A 23459-nucleotide genomic window follows, 5' to 3' on the forward strand; every position below is an offset into this window, starting at 1 on the left:
ACTCTCGCTGACGCTTGGTCCAAACAAGTATATAATCGCCGAATGTTCCGGTCGCTTGCGCCGTCGCGTTATTCTCGGGAGAGGGATGTCCGCATTTAACAGTTGGCTCCCTAAAATCTGACCGTCCGCAAACGGCCACCATGTTTTTTATGACGCCCCAGCAGCATGGGCAAAAGGGCTTCGCTACCGCGAAGCCCTTCCATCCTCTGCGTTCGTGACCAAAGGAAGCCCCATCGACTTTCCAGGTCGCGTGGAAAGTCGCTACGGGTCGGACGCTAGACGTATTCCGAAGGAAGTCGAGACATATGACTCGGCTTTCATCGGTCACCTACAATTATAAATGTCTGCTCATTGCAATCGGAAGCCTGTGACCCCACTTCCATAACATCGCCCGCTTCCACCGCGTGCTGGCGACTGAGAGACCATTGCGCTCCCGCTGAAGGAGCAAAATCATGGACCTCAACCAACTTCTCCACCACCATCAAATGGCGTTGATGGCCGTGAGCCAGGCGCGACGCGATGGGCAGGCGATGCCAAACTTTGACCTGCCGCGCTATTATGCCAAACGGATCAACGAATATCGCGAGCGACGCGGCTTGAGCGGCGATGCCGAGGCTATCGCCGATATCGCTGCATCACCTGCCGACGCCGTTAAAGCGTCAAACGATATGGTCAGTGACGTGCTGATCGCCGAATTGCTTATGGCGAAGGCCTTCGAAAAGGCGACACACCAACATCGGGCTGCCGAAAGCGACGGAGCTGACGATCCAGTCTTGGACATTCGCGCCACCCTTCTGGCCGTCGGGCGCGACTTTTATCGCTCGCTGGGCGTGGAGGACGGCCCTCTCGCCGCCGCGATCGATGAAGCTGCGTCACGCTCGGCGTGGGAAGGCGAAGGCGGAGGCCTGCGTCCACCGGGCGACGAGGAGGATGGCATCATCCGGACCTATGTCGAACAATTCGCGGTGGGCGACTATCGCTATTCGAACCTTGCCGATGCCAAAGCCGCCGCGCGGCGGCAGCGGGACTCGGCGAGCGACGGGCGCGGAGCGACGCCTGCATGAAGCGGCTGATTGCCTTCGATCTTGATGGAACGCTTGCCGAAAGCAAGCAGCCGATGGAACCCGCAATGGGTGAGGCGCTTGCCGATCTCCTCGGCGTGGCAGATGTCGCGGTGATATCCGGTGGCGACTGGCCGCAATTCGAAAAACAGGTGGCGACACGCCTTCCCGAGCGCGCGGACCTTGCCCGGCTCTGGCTCATGCCGACAACCGGCACCAAGCTCTACACGTTCCGCTCGGGCGCGTGGCAGGCGCGCTATGCCGAAATCTTCGCCGATGCGGAGAAGCGACACATATTCGAAGCCTTCGATGCGGCGCTACTGGCGACCGGGTTCGTTCCCCAAACGGTCTGGGGCGAACGGATCGAAGATCGCGGGAGTCAGATCACCTTTTCGGCCCTAGGTCAGGAAGCGCCGATCGATGCCAAGGAAAAATGGGATTCCGACTTCGCCAAACGCAAGGTGATTCAGGCCGAGCTTCGCCAAAGTCTGCCCGGTCTGTCGATCAACATGGGCGGGGCGACTTCGATCGACATTACCCGTGAGGGCGTCGACAAGGCCTATGGCCTGACGAAGCTAAGCGGCGCCAGCGGTGTCGAACTGGGTGCGATGCTCTTTATCGGCGATGCGATCTTTCCGGGCGGCAATGATTATCCGGCGAAGGCGCTGGGCCTCGATACAATCTCGGTACGCAATCCCGAAGAAACGCGTGGAACCATCGGAATCATCGTCGCCTGCCTGAAATGAATGCGGGGCGTTGCCGTCTGGCGAGTATGACCGGAATTGGCCTGCGAAGCTTCTCTCGAGGCGTCGGTCAATTGGAACAGATGCGCCGCTGAGTTGTTCTGTATCCTGATGCTCCGAGGCCGACTGCGCGCTTCGAAACAAACGACAAAATACTGGGTGAGGCCTTCTGTCGCATATTTTTTGGAAGGTATGCCTGTGTACGAAACGCTTGATCGTAGATCGTTCGATGAAGGTTTGGAGGCGGGCCAAACGCTTCGGCCAAAAACTTCGGATACTGCCCGGGTCGCACTGATCGGCGGTTTCCTTCCGCGGCGCTGCGGCATCGCGACCTTCACCGCCGATATCCACGCATCGCTTGCAGTGGCCGCGCCGGAGATCGCCGTCGATGTATATGCGATGGCGCCGGCCGCGGTTCCCACGATATTCGACCCCGTTGTTCGCGACGTCATAACCGAGGGTGACGCCGGTAGCTTTGTCGAGGCGGCCCGGCAAATCGAGGCGAGCTGTGCCGAGATTGTGTGGCTGCAGCACGAGTTCGGCCTCTTCGGCGGCTTGGCGGGCGATATGATCCTGGAACTCGTGGATCGTGTTTCCGCGCCGCTGATCGTTACGCTTCACACGGTGCTCGCCGAACCGGACGCCGATCAGCGCCGCGTGATGGAGCGCTTGATCGCGCGCGCGACCAAGCTGGTCGTCATGTCCGAGCGCTCGCACGATCTGCTGCGAAGCGTCTATCATGCCGACGACGACCAGATCGCAATGATCGCACATGGCGTCCCCGACCGCCCGTTCGGCCGCGCGTCGCAGTTCAAGCCGCAGTTCAGCTTTGCGGGCAAACAGGTCGCGCTGACCTTCGGTCTTTTATCGCCGGGCAAGGGGATCGAGGCGGTCATCGAGGCATTGCCCGCGATCATCGAAGATCAGCCCGACTTCCTCTACTGCATTGCTGGCGCGACGCATCCCAATCTGCTCGCGCATGAAGGCGAAGCCTATCGCGACCGGCTCCAGGCGCTCGCCGTCTCGCTCGGGGTCGATGCGCATGTCCGCTGGATCAATGCGTTCATGGAGACCGACGATCTGCTCGACCTTCTCGAGGCAGCCGACATCTATGTGACGCCTTATACCGGTGCGCAGCAATCGACGTCGGGCACACTCTCTTATGCGATGGCGCTGGGCAAGGCCGTGATATCCACGCCCTACGTCCATGCGGTCGAGCTACTTGCCGACGATCATGGCGTGCTCGTTCCCTTCAACGACAGCGAAGCGATCGCGAATGAGATCCGGTATCTGCTCGGCGATTCCGACCGGTTGCTGACGCTGCAGCGGCGCGCCTATGATCGCGGCCGCGACATGATCTGGCCGGTGTTCGCTGAGCGAACATGCGCGCTGATCGCGGAAAGCCGCGTCGTGCCGAAAGCTGCGCCTATCCCCGAGCGGATCGGAATCGAAGGGTTCCTGCGCATTTGCGACGATACCGGCATCCTCCAGCACAGCGTTCACATGATCCCCGATCGCGCGCACGGCTATTGCGTCGATGACAACGCGCGGGCGCTGATGCTGATGCACCGGCTCGACGACGACGCGCTCGGCAAGTGCGGACAACTGACCCCGGTCTTTGCGGCGTTCGTACAGCATGCCTGGAACCCCGACCGCGGCGAGTTTCGCAACTTCATGGGATTCGCACGCAACTGGCTCGAGGATGTGGGGTCTGAAGACAGCTGCGGCCGAACCCTCTGGGCGCTCGGCGCGACGGGGCGTGACGCGCGCGACCCCGGTCTGCGGCAATGGGCGCATGAACTGTTCGAGCGCACCGCGGCATCAGCGCTGGAGTTCCAGTCGCCGCGCGCGATCGCTTTCGCGATGCTCGGCGCCGACTTCGTGCTCGCCGCGCGACCCGCGCATGATCTGGCGAACCGGATATTGCGCAGCGGCGCCGACCGGCTGATCGCGCTATATCAAGCCGCGGCGCGACCGGACTGGCGATGGTTCGAGCCGGTGCTTGCCTATGACAACGGCCGCGTGTCCGAGGCCATGTTGCGCGCGGGCGTGCGATTGGAGCGCGCGGACGTCATCGCGTGCGGAGTGGATACGCTGCGGTGGATCAACGATGTCCAGATTTCGCCGCATGGTCACTATCGCCCCGTCGGGTCGGACAGCTTTGGCCGTGCCTATGAGTTGCCGTGGCCATTCGATCAGCAGCCGCTGGAGATATGGGCCGCGATTGATGCGGCATCGGCCGCCTATGATGTGACCGGCGACGACATCTGGCTGGCGCATGCACGGCGCGCGTACGAGTGGTTCACCGGATACAATGACCGCGGCGTAATCGTCGGCGATCCGCTGACCGGGACCAGCAAAGACGGTATAAATCCGCGCGGGCTGAATCTGAATGAGGGCGCCGAGTCGATTCTCGCCTATCAGCATGCAACCTATGCCATTCGGGATTTCGTCCGGAAAGTCGGCTGAAAGGACAGTCATTTGCATCTGTTCCAGCACGAATTGCGGCTGCACGCCGATCCGACGCGCGTCGTCGTGCGGCCGTTCCATCTGGCGTGGCAGGCGTCGGGGCCCGATCTCGAACGCGTGCAGCGGCTGGCGCGTGAGATCGTCGCCCTCAATCCGCGAACGGTTCGTGCCGAACTTGGCGTCGTGCTCAGAGACTTCGCCGATCGCCACTGGCAGATCGAAAAAGTGTTCGAGGATCGTTTCAACGAGATCGAACCCAAGCTGGGGCTCGAAGGCCTGGCGCTCAAACGCGAAACCCGGCTGCTGATCGGGGCCTATTTCTGTCACGAATATAGTTATGCTGCGGCGGCGCTGATGAACCCCAGCGTCGTTCGTCATCCCGACCAGACCGGGCTGGAGGAAGGCTGCATCCGCATCCTCCTGTCGCTGCGCGCGGTCGGCGAGGGTCATATTTCGACGATCGCCTTTCGCGAGGGAATCATTACCTGCGACCGCGAAGTGACGCTGCTTCCGCAGCCCCCCTTCGCTACTGCGGCGATGCTTGGTCCGCACCGCGACGACAAGCCCGACGAGGTCGTTTCGCTCTACCGCCAGAAGGACAGCACCTTGTCGGGAACGGTGATCTTCCCGATTACGGAGGCGCAGCGCAACGGCCTCGAGGATTTGCGGCTGCTCGAGTTCGAGCGCGACAACGGCAAAAGCGAGTGGATCGGGACCTACACGGCCTACAGCGGCCGTGACATCCAGTCTGAATTGTTGAGGACGCGAGATTTCAAGGATTTCACGCTGAGCCCGATCAAGGGAAAGGCGGGACGCAACAAGGGTATGGCGCTGTTTCCGCGCAAGATCGACGGGCAATTCTGCATGATCGGTCGCCAGGATGGCAAGAATCTCTATCTGCTGCGCTCGGACATGGTCGATCAGTGGGAGGACGGCGAATTATTGCTGGAGCCGCGCTTTCCATGGGAACTGATCCAGATCGGCAATTGCGGCGCGCCGATAGAACTCGACGAGGGCTGGCTGGTGCTGACCCACGGCGTCGGCGCGATGCGCAAATATGCGATTGGCGCGGTGCTGCTCGACAAGGCCGATCCGTCCAAGGTGATTGGCCGAACGCCCAATCCGATCCTGTCTGCCGCCGACGAGGACCGCGAAGGCTATGTCCCCAACGTCGTCTATACCTGCGGTGCGATCCGCGTCGGCGCCGATATTTTCCTGCCTTATGGCGTGGCCGACAGTTCGGTCTGCTTTGCATTCGTCGCGATCAGGGAGATTCTGGCCGCCATGGCCTAGCGACACGCAACATAAGGCGGAGCGGCGGATTGTAGGAGTGTCGCCTTCCGCGGCAGAAGGAATGACCGATGCCGAAATCTCCGCCGCCGTCGCCCGCGAATGACCATGCGTTTCGTGAACACCAGCCGGGCGAAGGCCAGCCGAAGATCGAGGTGAGCCGCGGCAATGGTGACGAGCTGCACCAGAATGTGGCATCGGGCAGCAAATCGGCCGATGCGGCGTTCCTGACCGACAATTTCGGTCATCCCATTTCGGACAACCAGAATTCGCTGCGCGCCGGCGAGCGCGGCCCGACGCTGCTCGAGGATTTCGTCCTCCGCGAGAAGATCTTCCATTTCGACCATGAGCGCATCCCTGAGCGCATCGTTCACGCCCGAGGCTCGGGCGCGCATGGCGTGTTCGAATGCACCAAGGCGATCCCCGGGCTGACCAAGGCCTCTATCCTGCAGAAGGAGGGCACGACTTGCCCCGTCTTCGTCCGATTCTCGACCGTGGCCGGCGGCGCGAGCTCGGTCGATACGCCGCGCGATGTGCGCGGTTTTGCGGTGAAGCTCTACACTGACAGCGGCAATTGGGATCTCGTCGGCAACAATATCCCGGTCTTCTTCATCCAGGACGCGATGAAATTCCCCGACCTCGTCCACAGCGTCAAGATGGAGGCCGATCGCGGCTATCCGCAGGCGGCGAGCGCGCATGACACCTTCTGGGACTTCATCGGCCTGATGCCAGAGGCGATGCACATGATCATGTGGGCGATGTCCGACCGCACGATCCCGCGCAGCCTGCGCATGATCGAGGGTTTTGGCGTCCACACCTTCCGCTTCGTCAATGAAAAGGGCGAAGGCAAATTCGTCAAATTCCACTGGAAGCCCGTGCTCGGCATCCAGTCGACAACTTGGGACGAGGCGGTCAAAATCGCCGGCGCCGATCCCGATTTCCACCGCCGCGACCTGTTCGAGGCGATCGACGCGGGCGATTTCCCGGCATGGGACCTCGGCGTGCAGGTATTCGACGAGGCGTTCGCTGCCAAACAACCTTATGACGTGCTCGACGCGACCAAGCTGATCCCCGAAGAAGATGTGCCAGTCGAGATCGTCGGCCGCATAACGCTCAACCGCAACGTCGACAATTTCTTTGCCGAAACCGAACAGGTCGCTTTCCTGCCGTCGAATATCATTCCGGGCATCGATTTCAGTAACGATCCGCTGCTGCAGGGCCGGCTCTTTTCCTATCTCGACACGCAGAAGTCGCGGCTGGGCACGACCAATTTCCACCAGATCCCAATCAATGCGCCGAAATGCCCGTTCCACAATTTCCAGCGCGACGGAATGATGCAGACGCTCGTGCCAACGGGGCGCGCCAATTACGAGCCGAACAGCCTGGCCGAGGCCGGCGAGAATGGCGGTCCGCGCGCAAGCGCCGATAAGGGTTTCAAGAGCTTTGCCGCCAATGACGAACGCAACGATCCCGCGCAGAAGCTGCGCATTCGCGCGGCGCTTTTCGCCGATCATTTCAGCCAGGCGCGCATGTTCTATTTGTCGCAGACCGAGAATGAGCAGGCGCATATCGCCTCGGCGCTGGTTTTCGAACTGTCGAAGGTCACACTCGATCATGTCCGCGCCCGTGTTGTCGGACAGCTTCGCAATATCGACGAGGATCTGGCAAAGCGTGTCGCCGCGGGGCTCGCCATCGACTTGCCCACAAAGGAACCGGCCGCGCGCGCGCCGGTCAATCTCAAACCCTCCGATGCGCTGTCGATCCAGAAGAATGCCGATGACACGATGGAGGGCCGCAAGGTCGCGATCCTCTTTGCCGAAGGATCGGACAAGGCGGTGATCGATAAGCTGAAGGGCGACATCGAAAGCGCCGGTGGCACCGTCTTCCTCGTCGCGCCCAAGGTCGGCGGGATCAAGGTCAAGGGCGGTACGCTCAAGGCCGATGGCCAGCTCGCGGGCTCGCCCTCGGTGCTGTTCGACGCCGTGGCTTCGATCCTCACCGAGGATCAGGCCGAGGCCCTCTCAAAGCAGGGCTCGGCGGTCCAGTGGTTCATGGACGCCTATGGCCATTGCAAGACGATCGCGCATGACGAAGCGACGCAATTGCTGCTCGACAAGGCCGGGGTCGAAAAGGACGGCGGTGTCGTTGCGATCGACAAGTTCGAGAGCGTCGGCACCCGGCGTCATTGGGCCCGCGAAGCCAGGGTGCGCGATCTTGCCTGATCGCCTGTCCTGGTGAGCCACGCATCGGCGACCCATCATCGCGATCTTCGGACCGGCCAGTCGATCTGGTCGGCACGGCGTCGTCCCGCGATCGCTGCGCGGTCGCTGACAAGAGATATCGCGTGCGACGTTGTCGTCGTCGGGGCTGGCGTGTCGGGCGCGCTGATCGCGGAGGCGTTGTCGGACGCGGGTCTCAAGACCGTTATCGTCGATCGCCGGGGACCGGCCGAGGGATCGACTGCGGCGTCGACCGCGATGCTGCAATATGAACTCGACACGCCGCTGGCCTTGATGGCCGAGCGGATCGGGCGCGAAAAGGCCGAACGCATCTGGCGGCGATCGCGCCAGTCGGTCGACGCGCTACGCGAACGGACCGAACGGCTGGGCCTCGCCGTCGATGGGGCGACGCGCGCCTCGATCTATCTCGACGGCAACGTTCTCGACGCCGAAGGTCTTGCGCGTGAAGCCGACGCCCGGCGGCGCGCGGGGTTCGAGGTCGAGCTGCTCAAACCCGCCGCAGTGCTGGATCGCTACGGGATAAAGGGACGCCACGCACTGCTAGGCTTTGGCAATTATTCGGCCGATCCGCGCCGCCTCACTGCAGGTTATCTGAACGTCGCGCTGGCGCGGGGCGCGCGGCTCTATTCGCCCGTCGACATCTGCGACATCGCGCCGACGGGCGAAAGTGTAACATTGGTCTCGGCGCGCGGGCCAAGCATTCGCGCGCGCCATGTCGTCATGGCAACGGGTTATGAGATGATGAAGGGGATTCCGCGCAAGGGGAACAAGATCATCTCGAGCTGGTCGATCGCCACGCGCCCGCAGCCCCGCGCCATCTGGCCGACCGCCGCAATGATATGGGAAGCCGCGAACCCCTATCTCTACATCCGAACAACCCCACGCGGAGAAATCATCTGCGGCGGCGAGGATGAGGAAATCGCTGACGCGGCTCTCCGGGATGCAAAGCTCCCCGACAAGGCAGCGACGCTATCGCGAAAGCTTGGTGCCCTGTTGCCAAGAGTGGACGCAACCCCCGCTTACAGCTGGGCGGGCAGTTTTGGAGACAGTCCGGTCGGTACCCCGACTATCGGTCGGATTCCGGGTATGCCGAACTGCTATGCCGCGATGGGCTATGGCGGCAATGGCATCACCTTCTCGATGATGGCTGCGCAGATGCTGCGTGGCCTGATTTGCGGCTATGGCGATCCCGACGCCGATCTGGTCAGCTTCCATCGCAGTTTTTGACGGCGCGTCAGCGATTGCCCTTCGACTTGGAGGTCATTTGCACCGCGGAGGCCTCTTGGGCTGCGAGCGCGGTCGGCGGCTTCGCCTTGGCGGCTTTGGGTTTGCGAATTTCGCGATTGCTGCGTTTTTGCGATTTGGCCATGTCAGATATCTTTCTTCGGTTTCAGGATGCGCGTGTTCGCAAACGTGCTAGCGAGCCGTTTGCGTCCGCGATCTGTTGAGCGGAAAATAAGGGCGATGCTGATAGGGAAAGGCCTTCAGACGCCGACCGATCCCTTCGATCAGGCGCCCATAACGGTCGATCGCCGAGGGATTTGTTGCGGCGGCGTATCGCGCGAGCGCGATCTGCTCGTCTTCGAGCAATTGAATAAGGCACATGGTGTGTGCTCCTGCATCAAGCGAGAGCACGGATCGTCCCTCTGTCACATGGAGCTTGTTCGATTTCAGGTGATGGGAGACCTATAGCACATCCCGATAAATGTGCCGCACGAATACCGACATTATTCGGGTTCCGGAGAGACGTTCGCTCACCACGAAATCGCGCGCCGGCCTTATGGGCGCTTATGCGTGGCCGGTGGGCGATAGAAGCGGTAACGGAGAACATTGCCGTCGATCAGGTGACCGCGGAGCCGGAGGCGCATTTCCTCGGCGCCGGAGCCGGATGTGCAGACAAGGCGGGTGCCGCCCGACTGAAGCGGCTCGATCGCACTGATGCTGACACCTTGCAGAAGGCACAGGCGCTTGACTTCGTCCTCCGGCAGCGAAATGTTCATCGCGCGGCTCATTTGAATCCTGGGCCGCTCGGCCAGCCGCGGATCGCTGCCGCAACCAGTTCATATCCCTCGGAGCTCGCGGTCGCGATTGTGAGCGGGCGGCCGCCGAGCGCGGCGTTGTCGGTGTTCAGGAAGGCTATCGCCGGATCGCGTCCGCCCATCGCCAGGAAGGCGAGCTGACTGATGCCCCCCTGACGCCGTGCGTCATCGAGGGCGAATGGACTGCGGCTCTTACGGAAAAATCGGTTCGATTGCGGTCTCAATAGGACAGGCGCGTCCGGGGCGGCCGACTGGGATTGATCTGGATCGGGCGGCATGGGCGTGGCTCCTGCTTGTAAGCGGGAGCACCAGGTCTCTCAGCCGCGGCCGCCTACGAAGAATCTGTGCCACGATGATCGTTATATGGGAGCTCGGGCCAGGATTATAAGATGTCGCGCCGATCATCTAACGGATATCGGGAATCTGGGCCCTCAGCGTCTATTCGGTTCCTGCGGAACGTGGTTGCGCCTCGATTGCACGAGCCAGTACGGAGGTGACCTTTCAAGCGAACGCCGGGCAATACTTGGAGCGTCCGCTAATTTCGTTCCACTGGCCTTCCGCCGGATGTCTCGGAAATCCCTTGTGGAAGGGATGGTGCCGCTTAGGTGACTCGAACACCTGACCCCATCATTACGAATGATGTGCTCTACCAACTGAGCTAAAGCGGCAACGATGGGCGCCTCTATCAGCGTGCCGGGGCGAAGACAAGCGTCCTTGCGAAGAAACTGTTTCCGGCGATTTCGTGCGCCTGCGGGGGCGATGTGTGACGACGATAGCGGCCATTTCTGTCCGGCTGCCGCATCGGCGCGGAACGCTACTGGCTTCGACCAATGTCAGGGCGCTGACCGCGCCGCGACGGCTGCGCGGACGATCGCGGGTACCCCCGGATCCTCGATCGTCGGCGGGCATTCGACATGCTGGCCGTTGACGATGCTGCGCAGCAGGTTGCGCAGGATCTTTCCCGACCGCGTCTTGGGAAGCTGCGGCACGACATAGGCGGTCTTCAGCGCCGCGACCGCGCCCAATTCGGCGCGCACGGCGGCGATGACGAGGCGCACCAGCGTATCGGGATCGGGGGCACCGGCGCGGGGGACGACGAAGGCGACGGGGATCATCCCCTTGATCGCATCGTCGGCGCCGATGACCGCGCATTCGGCGATGCCGTCCTGCTGCGCGACGATCTGTTCCATCTGACCTGTCGATAGGCGGTGGCCCGCGACATTGATGATATCGTCGGTGCGGCCCATGATGTGGAGGAAACCTTCGGCATCGAAATGGCCCGCGTCCCCCGTCTCATAATAGCCGGGGAAGCTTTCGAAGTTGCGCGCGAAGCCGACCGGATTGTTCCACAAGGTGCGAAAGGCGCCGGGGGCAAGGGGGGCCTTGATCGTGATCGATCCGCTCTGCCCGTCGGGGACCGGCTGGCCGTCCTCGCCGAGCACGACGAATTCATAGCCGGGTACGGGAAAGCCAGCGCTCCCGCGCTTGCGCCGCAGGTCGCCGAGCGCAAAGCAACTGGCGATTGCGGGCCAGCCGAGCTCGGTCTGCCACCAATGGTCGATCACCGGCAGGCCGGTCTTTTCTTCCAGCCAGGCGATGGTGTCGGGATCGGCGCGCTCGCCGGCGAGGAAAATTGCTTCAAGATCGCCCGTCCCGATGTCGGCCAGAAAGGCGGCGTCGGGGTCTTCCTTGCGGATTGCGCGGATCGCTGTCGGTGCGGTGAAGAAGGTCTTGACCCCGTGGCGGACGATCGTGCGCCAGAAGGTGCCGGGGTCGGGGGTGCCGACAGGCTTGCCTTCGAACAGGATCGTCGTCGCACCGACGAGGAGCGGGGCATAAACGATATAGCTGTGGCCGACGACCCAGCCGACGTCGGATGCCGCCCAGAAACAATCGCCCGCGCCGATGCCATAGATATTCGCCATCGACCAGGCGAGCGCGACGGCATGTCCACCATGTTCGCGCACCACCCCCTTGGGCGTGCCCGTCGTCCCCGAGGTGTAGAGGATATAGAGCGGATCGTTCGCCGCCATGACCGCGGGTTCGGGTATCGGATCGCCGGCACATTCGCTGCGCAGCGTCATCCAGTCGATATCGCGCGGCGGCTGGAGGTCGGCGGCAAGCGCATCGCGCTGGACCAGCACGACATGCTCGACCGGGTGGCTGGCGAGCGCGAGGGCTTCATCGACCATCGGCTTGTAGGCGATCAGCCGGCTCCCCTCGATTCCGCACGAGGCCGTCAGGATCAGGCGCGGCGCGGCATCGTCGATGCGCTTGGCAAGTTCCAGCGCCGCAAAACCGCCGAAAACGACCGAGTGGATCGCGCCGATACGGGCGCAGGCGAGCATCGCAAACACCGTTTCGGGGATCATCGGCATGTAGATGACGACGCGGTCGCCCTTGCCGACGCCCAGCCGCTTGAGCATCGCCGCGACGCGGCCGCTTTCTTCGAGCAATTGCGCATAGTTGAACCGGCGCACCCGCCCGATGACGGGACTGTCATAGACGAGCGCCGGCGCATCGCCGCGCCCCGCCGCGACATGGCGGTCAAGGCAATTGGCGGCGGTGTTGAGCGTGCCCCCGGCAAACCAGCCCGCATCGGCATCATGGATGCGCTGCGGCGGCGTCACCCAGTCGATCGCCCGCGCGGCCGCGCCCCAAAAGGCGTCGCGGTCGGTGATGCTGTCGGTCCAGGCCTGCCGGTAGGCGTCGCTCATCTGTCGTCCTTTATCGAAATGTCTTGGCAAGAACCACCAGCGTCGGGTCGCCGTCGAACGCTTCGGGGGCGAAGCCCTTTTCGCGCTCGAGTTCGATGGCGGCGTGATTTTCGCGCGCCTCGATCGCGATCGCGCGCCGGACGCCGCGCCGTTCGGCCTCGCGGCTGACGAAATCGAGCAGCGCCCAGCCGACCCCCTTGCCGCGATAGTCGCTGCACACCGACACCGCGATTTCGGCAGTGTCCATCGCCGCATCGCACGCGAGCAGCGCCGATCCGATCAACTTGCCGCTTGCGGCGTCGAAGCCGAGGAAGCTTTCGCTGCGATAATGGTCGGCGTGGATCAGCGGTTCGAGCTGGCGGTGGTTGACGTGGGCGCCGGCCGAAAAGAAGCGGAAGCGCCGGTCCTCGTCGCTGACGCGGTCGAAGAAATCGACGAGCGCCGCCTCGTCGGCTTCGGTGGCGGGTCGCACCAGCACGTCGATGCCGGAACGGGTGGGAAGCAGAAGCGTCGTGTCCATGGGAGAGAGCCTTTCTTTCAAGAGCCTGTGCCTCTTGCGCCCCGGCGTCCAATTATGCCTTGATCCAGCGCAAAGCCCCGAAAAATCGGGGGTGAAAAAATCCGGGGAGGATGCGCGACCCGCCATCCTCCCCGGTCCGTGCCGAAAGGCCCGCCTATGCGTCGATATTGCGGCGGAAGGTTTCAGGCAGGAACAATAGCCCCACGATCACCGTCAGCGCGGCGATGACGATCGGATACCAGAGGCCGTAGTAGATATCCCCCGTTGCCGCGACCATCGCGAAGGCTGTCGTCGGCAGAAAGCCGCCGAACCAGCCGTTGCCGATATGATAGGGCAGCGACATCGAGGTGTAGCGGATGCGGCTCGGGAACAATTCGACCAGCATGGCGGCGATCGGGCCGTAGACCATGGTCACGAGCAGGACGAGATAGGTCAGGATGGCGATGACCATCGGCTTGTTGATCGCATCCGGATCGGCCTTTGCCGGATAGCCCGCCTTGGTCAGCGCATCCTTGATCTGCCCCTGGAAAGCGGTGATCGCGGCCTTGCGTTCGTCGCCCGTTACCTTGGCGGGATCGGGAGCGGTAAAGCTTTCGGCACCGATGCGGACGACCGCGACGCTGCCTGCCGGCGCGGCGACGTTCGCATAGCCGATCGCGTTTTTGGCGAGGAAGGCCTTGGCGATGTCGCAACTCTTGGCGTCGAACTTGTTCTTGCCGACGGGGTCGAATTGCAGCGAACAGTCGGCGTCGTTCGTCACCACCGTCACCGGCGCCGAAGCCTGGGCCCGGGCAAGCGCCGGATTCGCGGCTTCGGACAGCGCGTGGAAGGCGGGGAAATAGGTCATGACGGCCAGCGCGCAACCCACCAGGATAATCGGCTTGCGCCCGATCTTGTCCGACAGCCAGCCGAAAAAGATGAAGAAGGGCGTGCCGATCGCCAACGCGATCGCGATCAGGATATTGGTCGTCGCACCATCGACGAGCAGCATCTTTTCAAGGAAGAACATCGCGTAGAACTGGCCGGTGTACCAGACCACCGCCTGACCGGCGACCGCGCCGAGCAGCGCGACGAGAACCCATTTGGCATTCTTCCACTGGCCGAACGCTTCGGTCAGCGGCGCCTTCGAGGTCGTGCCTTCATCTTTCATCTTCTGAAAGACCGGGCTTTCGGAAAGCTGCATGCGGATCCACATCGACACCGCGAGCAGGATGATCGAAACGAGGAAGGGCACGCGCCAGCCCCAGTCCTTGAACGCCTCTTCGCCGATCAGCGTGCGCGTGCCGATGACGACGAGCAGCGCCGCGAACAGGCCGAGCGTCGCGGTCGTCTGGATGAAGCTGGTGTACAGCCCGCGCCGGTTGTTGGGCGCATGTTCGGCGACATAGGTAGCCGCGCCGCCATATTCGCCGCCGAGCGCAAGGCCCTGCACCAGCCGCATGACGATGAGCATGATGGGCGCTGCAACGCCGATCGTGGCATAGGAGGGAAGAAGGCCGACTACGAACGTCGAAAGGCCCATCAAGCCCATCGTCACCAGAAAGGTGTTCTTTCGGCCGACGAGATCGCCGATCCGCCCGAACACCAGCGCCCCGAAGGGACGCACCGCAAAGCCCGCGGCAAAGGCTGCCAGCGCGAAGATAAAGCCGGTCGTTTCGTTGACGCCCGAAAAGAATTGCGCCGATATGATAGTGGCCAGAAGGCCGTAGAGATAAAAATCATACCATTCGAAAACGGTGCCCAGCGACGAGGCGGTGATGACGAGCTTTTCGCTCTGCGTCGCCTCGTGATGCTTGGGCAAATGGTCATATGCCGTTGCCATGAAACCTCTCCCTGTCCCTGTTCGGTTTAGAAACTATATTTTGCGGCAAATTCAAAGCGATCGAGCTGGCCCTTGGCGCCGCTCACGATTTCGCGCTCACCGTGGCGATATTCGATGCCAAGGTCGATGCTCTTGACCGGCGACCAGAAAAGGTTGGCGGCCGCGCTCCACGCCTTGTCGTTGAACCCCGACAGGGTCGCGAGCGGGATCGAACCCGCATAGTCGACATTCTGGTAGCTACCCATCAGGTTGACCCGGAGCTGCGGCGCCACGGCAAGGCGTACCGCCGCGAGCGCGGCGAACTCGCGAACATCGGCAAGGGTGCCGGTCGCCGGGTCGAACACCGAATCGGGCGCGAAGTTGAGGCCGATATAGCGGCCGGCATTGCTGCCATAGGTCGCCATGAAGCGGATATCGCTGCCCTTGTCGGCGGCAAGATAGATTTTGCCCGCGGCGCTGACGCCCCAGCCGAAATTCTTTGCCGAGACGCCGGCATTGGCGACTCGCACTTCGCGCGCGAGGCCCGCGAGCGACAATTCGCCAAGCTTGCCTGCATAGGCGATCCGCGCCGCGAAGTCGGGGATGCTGTCGTCGCCGTTTTCGACCAGCGCCGGGGCGCCGAGGGTGGCGGTTCCCGACTCCGCATTTTCAATCGATGCATGGAGCGTCAGGCCGCCGCCGAGCGGCGCCGAGTAGCGGACGAGCGGCTGGCGGACGAACACCGTGCCTTCGGTCGCGCCGACGAAATCGGTGCTTTCGGGCAGCGCGCCGACATATTGGAAGGTCGACCAGTCCTGCCCGAAGGTGAATTTGTCGACCTGGATATAGGCGCGGCGCAGTGCCAGATTATAGCCGTTGGTGGTGCGCTGCGACCCTTGCGTGCCGGGCGAGGTCTGAAAGTCGGTTTCGACATAGCCCTTCACGGCATGGCCCGCGACATCGGTCGACAGATTGAGCCACAGTCGCGATTGTTTGGCGCTGAAATCCTGCACGCGAGCGGCCGGACCGGATCCGACCGGGATCGATTGCGGCAGATAGAAATCACGGCCGAGCGAGTTGGTCGCCACTTCGCCTTCGCTGAACCGGCTGTTCGTCGCGGTAAGCTTGATGAAGCCGCCGATCTTGATCGTCGTTGCGCCCGAACGGAAACCGTCGGCGGGCGCCGCTTGCGCTGCTTGCGGCTGCAGCGCCGCGACCTTCGTGGCCGCGGCGTCGCTCTTCGCGGCGGCTTCTTGCGCGACGGCGGCGGTCGCCGCCTGATCGCTGCGCGCGCTCGCAAGATCGGCGCGCAGGCTCTGCATTTCGGCCTCGAGCTTCGCCAGCCGGGCCTCGAGCTCGGCTTCGCGCGGCGTCGATTGGGCAAAGGCCGTCCCCGGCGCGACGAGCGCGGTGGCGGCCAGCAAAAGATGGAGGGGTGTTGTAATTCGCCTTTTCATCCGACGTCTCCCTGTTCCCGATGTTCACCTCGGGATCGGGGCAGAGTGCGGCGCACGCCATCGCGGCGCCATCCTGACGATGGTCGTAGACCTACGACCTTTGTCTAACAGCGCGGCGGGCGATGTTTGCGCTAGGCAGACCGGCAAAAGTCCACGCGGACCAAAAGGAGCAAGCGATGGGAGAGACGATTTATCCGGTGCCGTCCGCCTGGGCGGCCGATGCGCTGGTCAATGACGCCAGCTATCATGCGATGTATCGGCAATCGGTCGAGCAGCCCGATGCCTTCTGGCGCGATCAGGCGAAGTGCATCGACTGGATGCGCCCCTTCACCCGCGTCAAGGAGACGAGCTTTGACGAAAGCGATTTCGGCATCGCCTGGTTCTCCGACGGGACGCTCAATCTCTCGGCCAATGCGCTCGATCGCCATCTCGCCGAGCGCGGCGACGCGATCGCGATCCTGTGGGAACCCGACGATCCGGCCGATCCGCACCGCGCGATCAGCTATCGCGAGCTGCACGCCGACGTCTGCCGCTTCGCAAATTTGCTCAAAGCGCAGGGGGTGCAGCGCGGCGAACGCGTGACCATCTATCTGCCGATGGTGCCCGAGGCTGCGGTGGCAATGCTTGCCTGCACGCGGATCGGCGCGATCCATTCGATCGTCTTCGCCGGCTTTTCGCCCGATGCGCTCGCCGGGCGCATCACCGACTGCGACAGCCGCATCGTGTTGACCGCCGACGAAGGGCTGCGCGGCGGCAAGCATGTGCCGCTCAAGGCCAATGTCGACGAAGCGCTGGCCCATTGCCCCGGCGTCGAGCGCGTCATTATGGTACGGCGTACCGGCGCCGATGTTCCGATGGTGGAGGGCCGCGACATCGACTGGCACATGGCGGTCGCCGCGCAGAGCGACGAGTGTCCGGCGGAAGAAATGAACGCCGAAGATCCGTTGTTCATCCTTTATACCTCGGGATCGACGGGCAAGCCCAAGGGCTTGCTGCACACCACGGGGGGCTATGCGGTATGGGCGGCGGTCACGCACCGCTATGTCTTCGATTACCGGCCGGGGCAGATATATTGGTGCGCCGCGGACATCGGCTGGGTCACCGGGCATAGCTATGCCGTTTATGGTCCGCTGATGAACGGCGCCACGACGGTGATGTTCGAAGGGGTGCCCAATTTCCCCGATCCGTCGCGTTTCTGGCAGATCGTCGACAAGTTCGCGGTGGAGATTTTCTATGGCGCGCCGACCGCGCTGCGCGCGCTGATGCGCGAAGGCGACGATTGGGTGACGAAGACCGGCCGCAAGACGCTGCGCCTGCTCGGCAGCGTGGGCGAGCCGATCAATCCCGAGGCGTGGGAATGGTATCACAAGGTGGTTGGCGACGGGCGCTGTCCGATCGTCGATACCTGGTGGCAGACCGAAACCGGCGGCGTAATGATCAGCCCGCTTCCGGGCGCCACCGCGCTCAAGCCCGGTTCGGCGACGCGGCCCTTTTTTGGCGTTCAGCCGGCGCTGGTCGACAATGACGGCGTCGTTATCGAAGGGGCCGGCGACGGCTGTCTTGTCATCACCGACAGCTGGCCAGGGCAGATGCGCACCGTCTGGGGCGACCATGCACGCTTTTTCCAGACCTATTTCACGACCTTCAAGGGCCGCTATTTCACCGGCGACGGCTGCCGCCGCGATGCCGACGGCTATTACTGGATCACCGGCCGTATCGACGATGTCATCAACGTGTCGGGCCACCGCATGGGCACTGCCGAGATCGAAAGCGCGCTCGTCGCGCACCCCAAGGTCGCCGAAGCAGCGGTCGTCGGCATGCCGCATGACATCAAGGGGCAGGGCATCTATGCTTTCGTCACCACGAACGCCGAGGTCGAACCCGACGAGGCGCTGCGCAAGGAGCTGGTCCAATGGGTGCGCCACGAAATCGGTCCGATCGCAACGCCCGACGTCATCCAGTTCGCGCCATCGCTGCCGAAGACGCGGTCTGGCAAGATCATGCGGCGTATCCTGCGAAAGATCGGGGAGAATGATGTGAGCAATCTGGGCGACACATCGACCCTCGCCGACCCGGCGGTGGTCGATCATCTGCTCGCGCACCGGCCTTTGCTGGCGGAGGCGTGACAGGCACCGTCCTCGTCGCGGACGACCATCCGCTTTTCCGCCAGGCGCTGCGCCTGGCGGTCGAGAAAATATTGCCCGAGGCGTCGATTGTGGAGGCCGGAACGCTCGCCACGGCGGTCGCCGCGGCCACCGCCGCGCCCGATCTCCGGCTGATCTTGCTCGATCTCAAAATGCCCGGCGCCACCGGCTATTCGGGGATTGCGCTGCTTCACGCCGAATGTCCCGACGTGCCGATCCTCGTCGTATCGAGCGCCGAAGGCGCGGCGGCTGCCGACGAGGCGCGGGCGTTCGGCGCGATCGGATTTTTGCACAAGGGCAGCGACCTTGGCGCGATCGAGGCGGCGGTTGCGGCAGCGATCGGCCGCCGGCCGGCGCCGCGTTCCCCCGCGCCGGACCCGGCGACCGAAGAAATCCGCGAAACCGTCGCCAGCCTGACGCCGACCCAGCTCAAGGTTCTGCTCGCCGTACTCGACGGCCAGCTCAACAAACAGATCGCGCATAATCTGGGAATCAGCGAAGCGACGGTGAAGGCGCATATGACCGCGATCATGCGCAAGCTCGACGTTCGCAACCGCACCCAGGCGGCACTCGTCGCGCGGTCACTCGGGCTCGATCTCGCGCACTGACAGCGCCGTCAGAAAATCCTCGATCGCGCCCGCCGCGACGGGTTTTGCAAGGATCGTCACCCCCAGTTCGGCCGCGCGGGCGCGCATGGCGGCGCCATTCTCCGCCGTCACCAGAAGCGCCGGCAGACCGGGGTGCCGCATCCGCAATTGCGCGATCAGGTCGAGCCCGTTGGCGCCGTCATCCAGCTGATAATCGACGAGTGCTGCATCGAAACGTCCCGGCGCTGCGAGAGCGTCGCCGGGCCCGCGCGCGCCGACCGCATCGTGACCCATGCGCGCGAGCAGGGCGAGGCTCGCCTCGACGATGCGCTCGTCATTGTCGACCGCCAGAATACGCAGCGACTGCGGCGCCCGGTCTTCCGTCGCTGCGAACTTCGGGGACGCGGTCGGCGCTTCGCTGGTCTCGGCGACCGGCAGATAGAGGCTGAAGCGGCTGCCGCGTCCGGGCGCCGATCGCACTTCGATCCGCCCGCCGAGCAGCCGCACGATGCGGCGCACGAGGGCAAGGCCGAGCCCCAGGCCCTCGACCTCCACCTCGCCGAGCCGCACGAATTCGGAAAATATGTCCTCGATCTGCGCATCGGCAATACCGACGCCGGTGTCGATGACGTCGATCCGCCAATCGCCGCCGCGCCGCCGCACCCCGATAAGGACGCCGCCGCGCGCGGTGTAGCGCACCGCATTGCCGATGAAATTCTGCATCACCGACCGGAGCAGCCCGGCATCGCTTTCGACGGTGCCCGGCATCGCGCTGATGCGCAGTCGGAGGCCCTTGGCTTCCGCCATCGGACGGAAGGTTTCGGCAAGATCGCCCAGAAACGGCGCAAGCGCGATAGCGGCGGGTTCGGGCGTCACCCCGCCCGCGTCGAGCCGGCTGATATCGAGCAGCGAGCGCAGCAGGTCTTCCGCCGCCACCAGCGCGCTTTCGACGCGGCCGATCAGGTCGTGCTGCGCCGCGCTCGCATCGCGCCCGAGCGCGGCGGTAAACAGCCGCGCGGCATGGAGCGGCTGCAGAAGATCATGGCTCGCCGCGGCGAGAAAGCGCGTCTTGTCCTGATCGGTCCGCGCGAGGCGGCGGTTGGCGTCGCTGAGTTCGCGGGTGCGATCGGCGACGCGCTGCTCAAGCTCTTCGAGCGTGCGGCGCAATTCCTCGCGCATCCGGGCTTCTTCGCTGATGTCGGTGAAGGACATGACATAGCCGCCGCCGGGCATCGATCCGCCGACGATCTTGATGACGCGGCCGTCGTTGCGGTGCCGTTCGACGCTGTGCTCCTGCCCGCGGCGCAGATGTTCGAGCCGTTTCTCGACATGATGCGCAACATCGCCCGGTCCGAAATCGCCCTGTTCGGCGTTGTGCCGGATGAGATCGGCGACGGGTACGCCGACGCGAACGAGGCCGGGAGGATAGTTGAACAGTTCAAGATAGCGGCTGTTCCACGCGACGAGGTTGAGGTCGGCATCGACGACGCTGATTCCGGCGCCGACATTTTCGAAGGTCGCGGCGAGCAGCCGGCGCGAAAAGCGCAGGCTCTGCCCCCCTTCGTCGAGCAGCCGCGTGACTTCGTGGAAGCTGAGCTGGCCGCCCGCGAGCGCCGAGGCGACGAGCGCGCGCGCCGAGGAGGCACCCACGACCTGCGCGATCAGTTCGCGGGCGCGCCGTGCCGCCTGCCGGTCCACCGGATGGCTGCGATCCGCGCCCGGAAAGGCCTTGCCCGCCTGTTCCTCACCGACGAAGCTTCCGGTGAGCTGCGCAAGATCGGCGAGGTTGGTGATCGGTCGCTGCGCGCGGACGAAGCGCGGCAGCGGCGGCGTCTGCACTTTGCGCGCGGCAATCGCGGCATAGACGATCAGATTGGCGCCGACGCTCCAGATGACGCCGTGCGAGAGCGGCGCGGCGCCGCCAATCCCGAGCAGGCGCAGCGGATCGATAGCGGTCCCCGCCAGCGCGTCGAGCCACGCGGTCGGGACGACCGGCGGCAATGCGAGCGTGTAGAGCCAGAGCGCCAATCCCACCGAAAGGCTGGCGCGTGCCGCGAGTGAATCGCGCCCCTTGCCGGTTGCCGCGAGGATGAGATGCGGGGTGAACTGCGCCATGGCGGCAAAGGCGATGAGGCCGATGGAGGCGAGCGAATCCTGCGCCGAAACGAGCAGCGCCCAAACGAGTCCCATTGTCAGGATCGCAAGGATCGACAGCCGCCGGATCGTCAACATCCGCCGCCCGATCGCCCCCGATTCGGTCGTTGCCGGCCCGCGCATCAGGGTCGGGAAGACAAGGTCGTTCGATACCATCGTTGCCAGCGCGGTCGAATCGACGATCGCCATCGACGCCGCTGCGCTGACCCCGCCGAGCAGCGCCGCAGCGAGGACGAAGCCGAAGCCCTCGGCCGCGGGCAGTTCGAGCACATAGACGTCAGGGGCGATCGCCGGGCCGAGCACGGTCAACCCCGCGAGTGCGATCGGCAGGACGACGAGCGCCATCGTGCCGAGATAGGCGGCAAGGCCGAAGCGCGCACGCACGAGGTCGTCGGGTTGGCGCGCTTCGACCAGTCCCATGTAGAATTGCCGTGGCAAGGACAGGATGGCGGGCATCGCGATCAGGAAGATGATCGCGACATTGAGCGTCAGCCCTTGCGGTTCGAACCGCGATTGCAGCGCCGAAAAGCCCTCGATCACGCGTTGCGGCGGGGTGGCGGCGAGTACGGCCACCGCCACGCCCGCGACCGCAACGAGCGCAAGCAGCTTGATCGCCGATTCAAGGCCGATCGCGTAGAGCAGCCCTTCGCTGCGGCCCGCGAGTTCGAACCGCCGCGCGCCGAACAGGATCGCGAACAGCGCCAGCAGCGGTGCCGCAACCAGCATCGCCTGCGCCGCGACATTGGCGCCCGACACGATGCTGAGCGCGGCGCCGATCGAGCGAAGCTGCAACGCGATATAGGGAATGGTGCCGAGCAGCGCGATCACCGTCACCAGCCGCGCCACGACGACATCGTGGCCGAAGCGCGCAGCGATGAAGTCCGATACGGTCGTTGCTTGCTCCTCGTGAACCGCCTCCGACAGACGGCGCAGAAAGCGCGGCGCGGCGAGCAGCAGCAGCATTGGCGCCGCATAGATGGGCAAATAGCTCCACCCGTCGCGAACCGCGCTGCCGACCGCACCATAGAAGGTCCAACTCGTGCAATAGACGCCGAGCGCCAGCGTATAGGCACGGTGGCGCAGGGCGGGACGCCGCGCGAGCGCCGCACCGCGCGTCTCGACGAGCGCCGCAATGACGAACAACAGCAGGATCATGGCCAGCGCGAGCAGCGCCGCGGACTGCAAACTCATCGTCGGCTCCTGCCTCGGGCAACCCAGGGGATCGTATAGCGGGGCGTGGGCGTAGCAAGCGCCATTATCGACGAGGTGGCGCGCGATGCGGAGAAGGCGCGGCACCGATCGAAAACTTCGCGGACCGCCGACCCAACGCTTTTCGAGGTGTCTGGCGTCGTCCGCCAAATTTTGGGAATGCCCGCTTTCTCACCGGCTGCCGTGTGCGGTGGCAATTTGATCATCGTCTGCTGCGCCGAGGACGATGCCTTGGCGAGGCATTATTTCCAGCTTTTGCCTCACGAAGAGGGGACTGGGCGACACGACGATTGTGCCGTCGGGAAACAGCGCCGTCGGTTTCGATCCCCCGAACAACGGTTGAAGAGTTGTTTGCGACAAGGGGGGCACTGCAAAAGCTGGCTGACAATTGGCGTGAGCGCCGCAAGTTCCGGACAGGTTCTGCTTCGACCCGCGCGCTGGATCTCCTCGTCGATTATCCTGTAATCGCCTTAAAGCGATTGGCGTCCAAGCTCGACGTATCGGCGCCTCAGGCTCTTTTGGCCATCAATCAACTCGTCGACGCGGGAATATTGGTCGAACGCACTGGTTACCGCCGCAACCGCGTGTTTGCCGCCGAGGCGATGCTGGCCATCGTCAACGGAAGCTTCGGTTCGGCTCCCACTGATTGAGGCGATTGGGCAAGAACTGTTCTCGCGTCAAAGTGAGGATGTTTGAGATTGCAATTCTGGTTTCGTTGGGACGTTCTGCGTGCAGTCTTTGCGAGATTTGAAGTGATTGATTTAATAGGTCACTGCAAAAATATCGCCTGAACGGTAGAAATCTGCCGTTTGCGCTGCGAGGCGAGAAGCGGGCGTAAGTAATCATAATCCGCGTGTCGGGGGTTCGAGTCCCTCCTCCGCTACCATTCCTTGATCCGGAAGCTTCCACTAGCTTCCGCATTTTTCCAAAAATCGAAAGAAAAGCAGAGGGTTGCGGGTGATTCGCGTCCGCATGCGCCCATGGTCTTCCACATGCAGCCAGATTTGGTGTGGGGGTATTTTGGGGGT

The 23459-nt window shown here is 63.6% G+C and carries 18 protein-coding genes and 1 tRNA gene; 9 read left to right on the forward strand and 10 right to left on the reverse strand.

What is annotated here, in order from left to right; translation table 11 throughout:
- Window positions 1-452: 452 nt before the first annotated feature.
- The 6 genes from STE01S_RS18330 to STE01S_RS18355 all read left to right on the forward strand — a co-directional run bounded on the left by STE01S_RS18330 (window position 453) and on the right by STE01S_RS18355 (window position 9030).
- Complete coding sequence (locus tag STE01S_RS18330; RefSeq protein WP_003041859.1) at window positions 453-1064, forward strand: hypothetical protein; 612 nt, start codon at window positions 453-455, stop codon at window positions 1062-1064.
- Window positions 1061-1807 (forward strand): HAD-IIB family hydrolase, encoded by a 747-nt coding sequence (locus STE01S_RS18335; protein WP_062770499.1) that lies wholly within the window; start codon window positions 1061-1063, stop codon window positions 1805-1807. The genes STE01S_RS18330 and STE01S_RS18335 overlap by 4 nt, the downstream gene beginning before the upstream one ends.
- Before the next feature lie 189 nt (window positions 1808-1996).
- Window positions 1997-4273, forward strand: a complete 2277-nt coding sequence (locus tag STE01S_RS18340; protein WP_409372003.1) for a glycosyltransferase family 4 protein — start codon at window positions 1997-1999, stop codon at window positions 4271-4273.
- A 12-nt stretch (window positions 4274-4285) separates the two neighbouring features.
- Window positions 4286-5566 (forward strand): glycoside hydrolase family 130 protein, encoded by a 1281-nt coding sequence (locus tag STE01S_RS18345; protein WP_062770503.1) that lies wholly within the window; start codon window positions 4286-4288, stop codon window positions 5564-5566.
- A gap of 68 nt (window positions 5567-5634) precedes the next feature.
- Window positions 5635-7785, forward strand: a complete 2151-nt coding sequence (locus STE01S_RS18350; protein WP_082813424.1) for a catalase — start codon at window positions 5635-5637, stop codon at window positions 7783-7785.
- A gap of 12 nt (window positions 7786-7797) precedes the next feature.
- Window positions 7798-9030, forward strand: coding sequence for an NAD(P)/FAD-dependent oxidoreductase (locus STE01S_RS18355; protein ID WP_255266019.1), 1233 nt, complete (start codon window positions 7798-7800; stop codon window positions 9028-9030).
- Window positions 9031-9037: 7 nt separating this feature from the next.
- On the opposite strand, the gene STE01S_RS20915 is transcribed toward STE01S_RS18355, so the two are convergent.
- The 9 genes from STE01S_RS20915 to STE01S_RS18395 all read right to left on the reverse strand — a co-directional run bounded on the left by STE01S_RS20915 (window position 9038) and on the right by STE01S_RS18395 (window position 16337).
- Window positions 9038-9172 carry a hypothetical protein gene (locus STE01S_RS20915; RefSeq protein ID WP_255266020.1) on the reverse strand — a complete coding sequence of 45 codons (135 nt, stop codon included), beginning with the start codon at window positions 9170-9172 and terminating at the stop codon, window positions 9038-9040.
- A gap of 47 nt (window positions 9173-9219) precedes the next feature.
- Complete coding sequence (locus STE01S_RS18360; RefSeq protein ID WP_156000989.1) at window positions 9220-9438, reverse strand: hypothetical protein; 219 nt, start codon at window positions 9436-9438, stop codon at window positions 9220-9222.
- A 143-nt stretch (window positions 9439-9581) separates the two neighbouring features.
- On the reverse strand, window positions 9582-9815 hold the full coding sequence (locus STE01S_RS18365) for a hypothetical protein (RefSeq protein ID WP_003041875.1): 234 nt from the start codon (window positions 9813-9815) through the stop codon (window positions 9582-9584).
- Window positions 9812-10120 carry an antitoxin Xre/MbcA/ParS toxin-binding domain-containing protein gene (locus tag STE01S_RS20570; protein ID WP_062770516.1) on the reverse strand — a complete coding sequence of 103 codons (309 nt, stop codon included), beginning with the start codon at window positions 10118-10120 and terminating at the stop codon, window positions 9812-9814. Before STE01S_RS20570 ends, STE01S_RS18365 begins: the two co-directional genes overlap by 4 nt.
- Window positions 10121-10434: 314 nt before the next feature.
- Window positions 10435-10510 (reverse strand) — tRNA-Thr (locus tag STE01S_RS18375).
- Window positions 10511-10675: 165 nt separating this feature from the next.
- Window positions 10676-12559, reverse strand: coding sequence for an AMP-binding protein (locus STE01S_RS18380; RefSeq protein ID WP_062770519.1), 1884 nt, complete (start codon window positions 12557-12559; stop codon window positions 10676-10678).
- Window positions 12560-12569: 10 nt separating this feature from the next.
- Entirely contained in the window at window positions 12570-13079 is a 510-nt protein-coding gene (locus tag STE01S_RS18385; RefSeq protein ID WP_003039626.1) for a GNAT family N-acetyltransferase, read from the reverse strand.
- A gap of 154 nt (window positions 13080-13233) precedes the next feature.
- Window positions 13234-14901 carry an MFS transporter gene (locus STE01S_RS18390; protein ID WP_062770522.1) on the reverse strand — a complete coding sequence of 556 codons (1668 nt, stop codon included), beginning with the start codon at window positions 14899-14901 and terminating at the stop codon, window positions 13234-13236.
- A gap of 26 nt (window positions 14902-14927) precedes the next feature.
- Window positions 14928-16337, reverse strand: coding sequence for a DcaP family trimeric outer membrane transporter (locus STE01S_RS18395; protein WP_062770525.1), 1410 nt, complete (start codon window positions 16335-16337; stop codon window positions 14928-14930).
- Window positions 16338-16513: 176 nt separating this feature from the next.
- Between STE01S_RS18395 and acs the strand changes: the two genes are divergently transcribed.
- Together acs and STE01S_RS18405 are read left to right on the forward strand one after the other, a co-directional pair.
- Window positions 16514-18463, forward strand: coding sequence for an acetate--CoA ligase (gene acs / locus STE01S_RS18400; protein WP_062770555.1), 1950 nt, complete (start codon window positions 16514-16516; stop codon window positions 18461-18463).
- Entirely contained in the window at window positions 18460-19089 is a 630-nt protein-coding gene (locus STE01S_RS18405) for a response regulator transcription factor (RefSeq protein WP_062770528.1), read from the forward strand. The genes acs and STE01S_RS18405 overlap by 4 nt, the downstream gene beginning before the upstream one ends.
- Here STE01S_RS18405 and STE01S_RS18410 read toward each other — a convergent pair.
- Window positions 19063-22413, reverse strand: a complete 3351-nt coding sequence (locus STE01S_RS18410; RefSeq protein ID WP_062770531.1) for a hybrid sensor histidine kinase/response regulator — start codon at window positions 22411-22413, stop codon at window positions 19063-19065. The genes STE01S_RS18405 and STE01S_RS18410 overlap by 27 nt on opposite strands.
- Window positions 22414-22721: 308 nt before the next feature.
- Between STE01S_RS18410 and STE01S_RS20575 the strand changes: the two genes are divergently transcribed.
- The gene (locus STE01S_RS20575) at window positions 22722-23081 is read left to right on the forward strand and encodes a Fic family protein (protein ID WP_162928348.1); all 360 of its coding nucleotides are present in this window, start codon (window positions 22722-22724) and stop codon (window positions 23079-23081) included.
- The last annotated feature ends 378 nt before the right edge of the window (window positions 23082-23459 follow it).

The sequence above is a fragment of the Sphingopyxis terrae subsp. terrae NBRC 15098 genome (genome assembly GCF_001598815.1).
Classification (GTDB): domain Bacteria; phylum Pseudomonadota; class Alphaproteobacteria; order Sphingomonadales; family Sphingomonadaceae; genus Sphingopyxis; species Sphingopyxis terrae.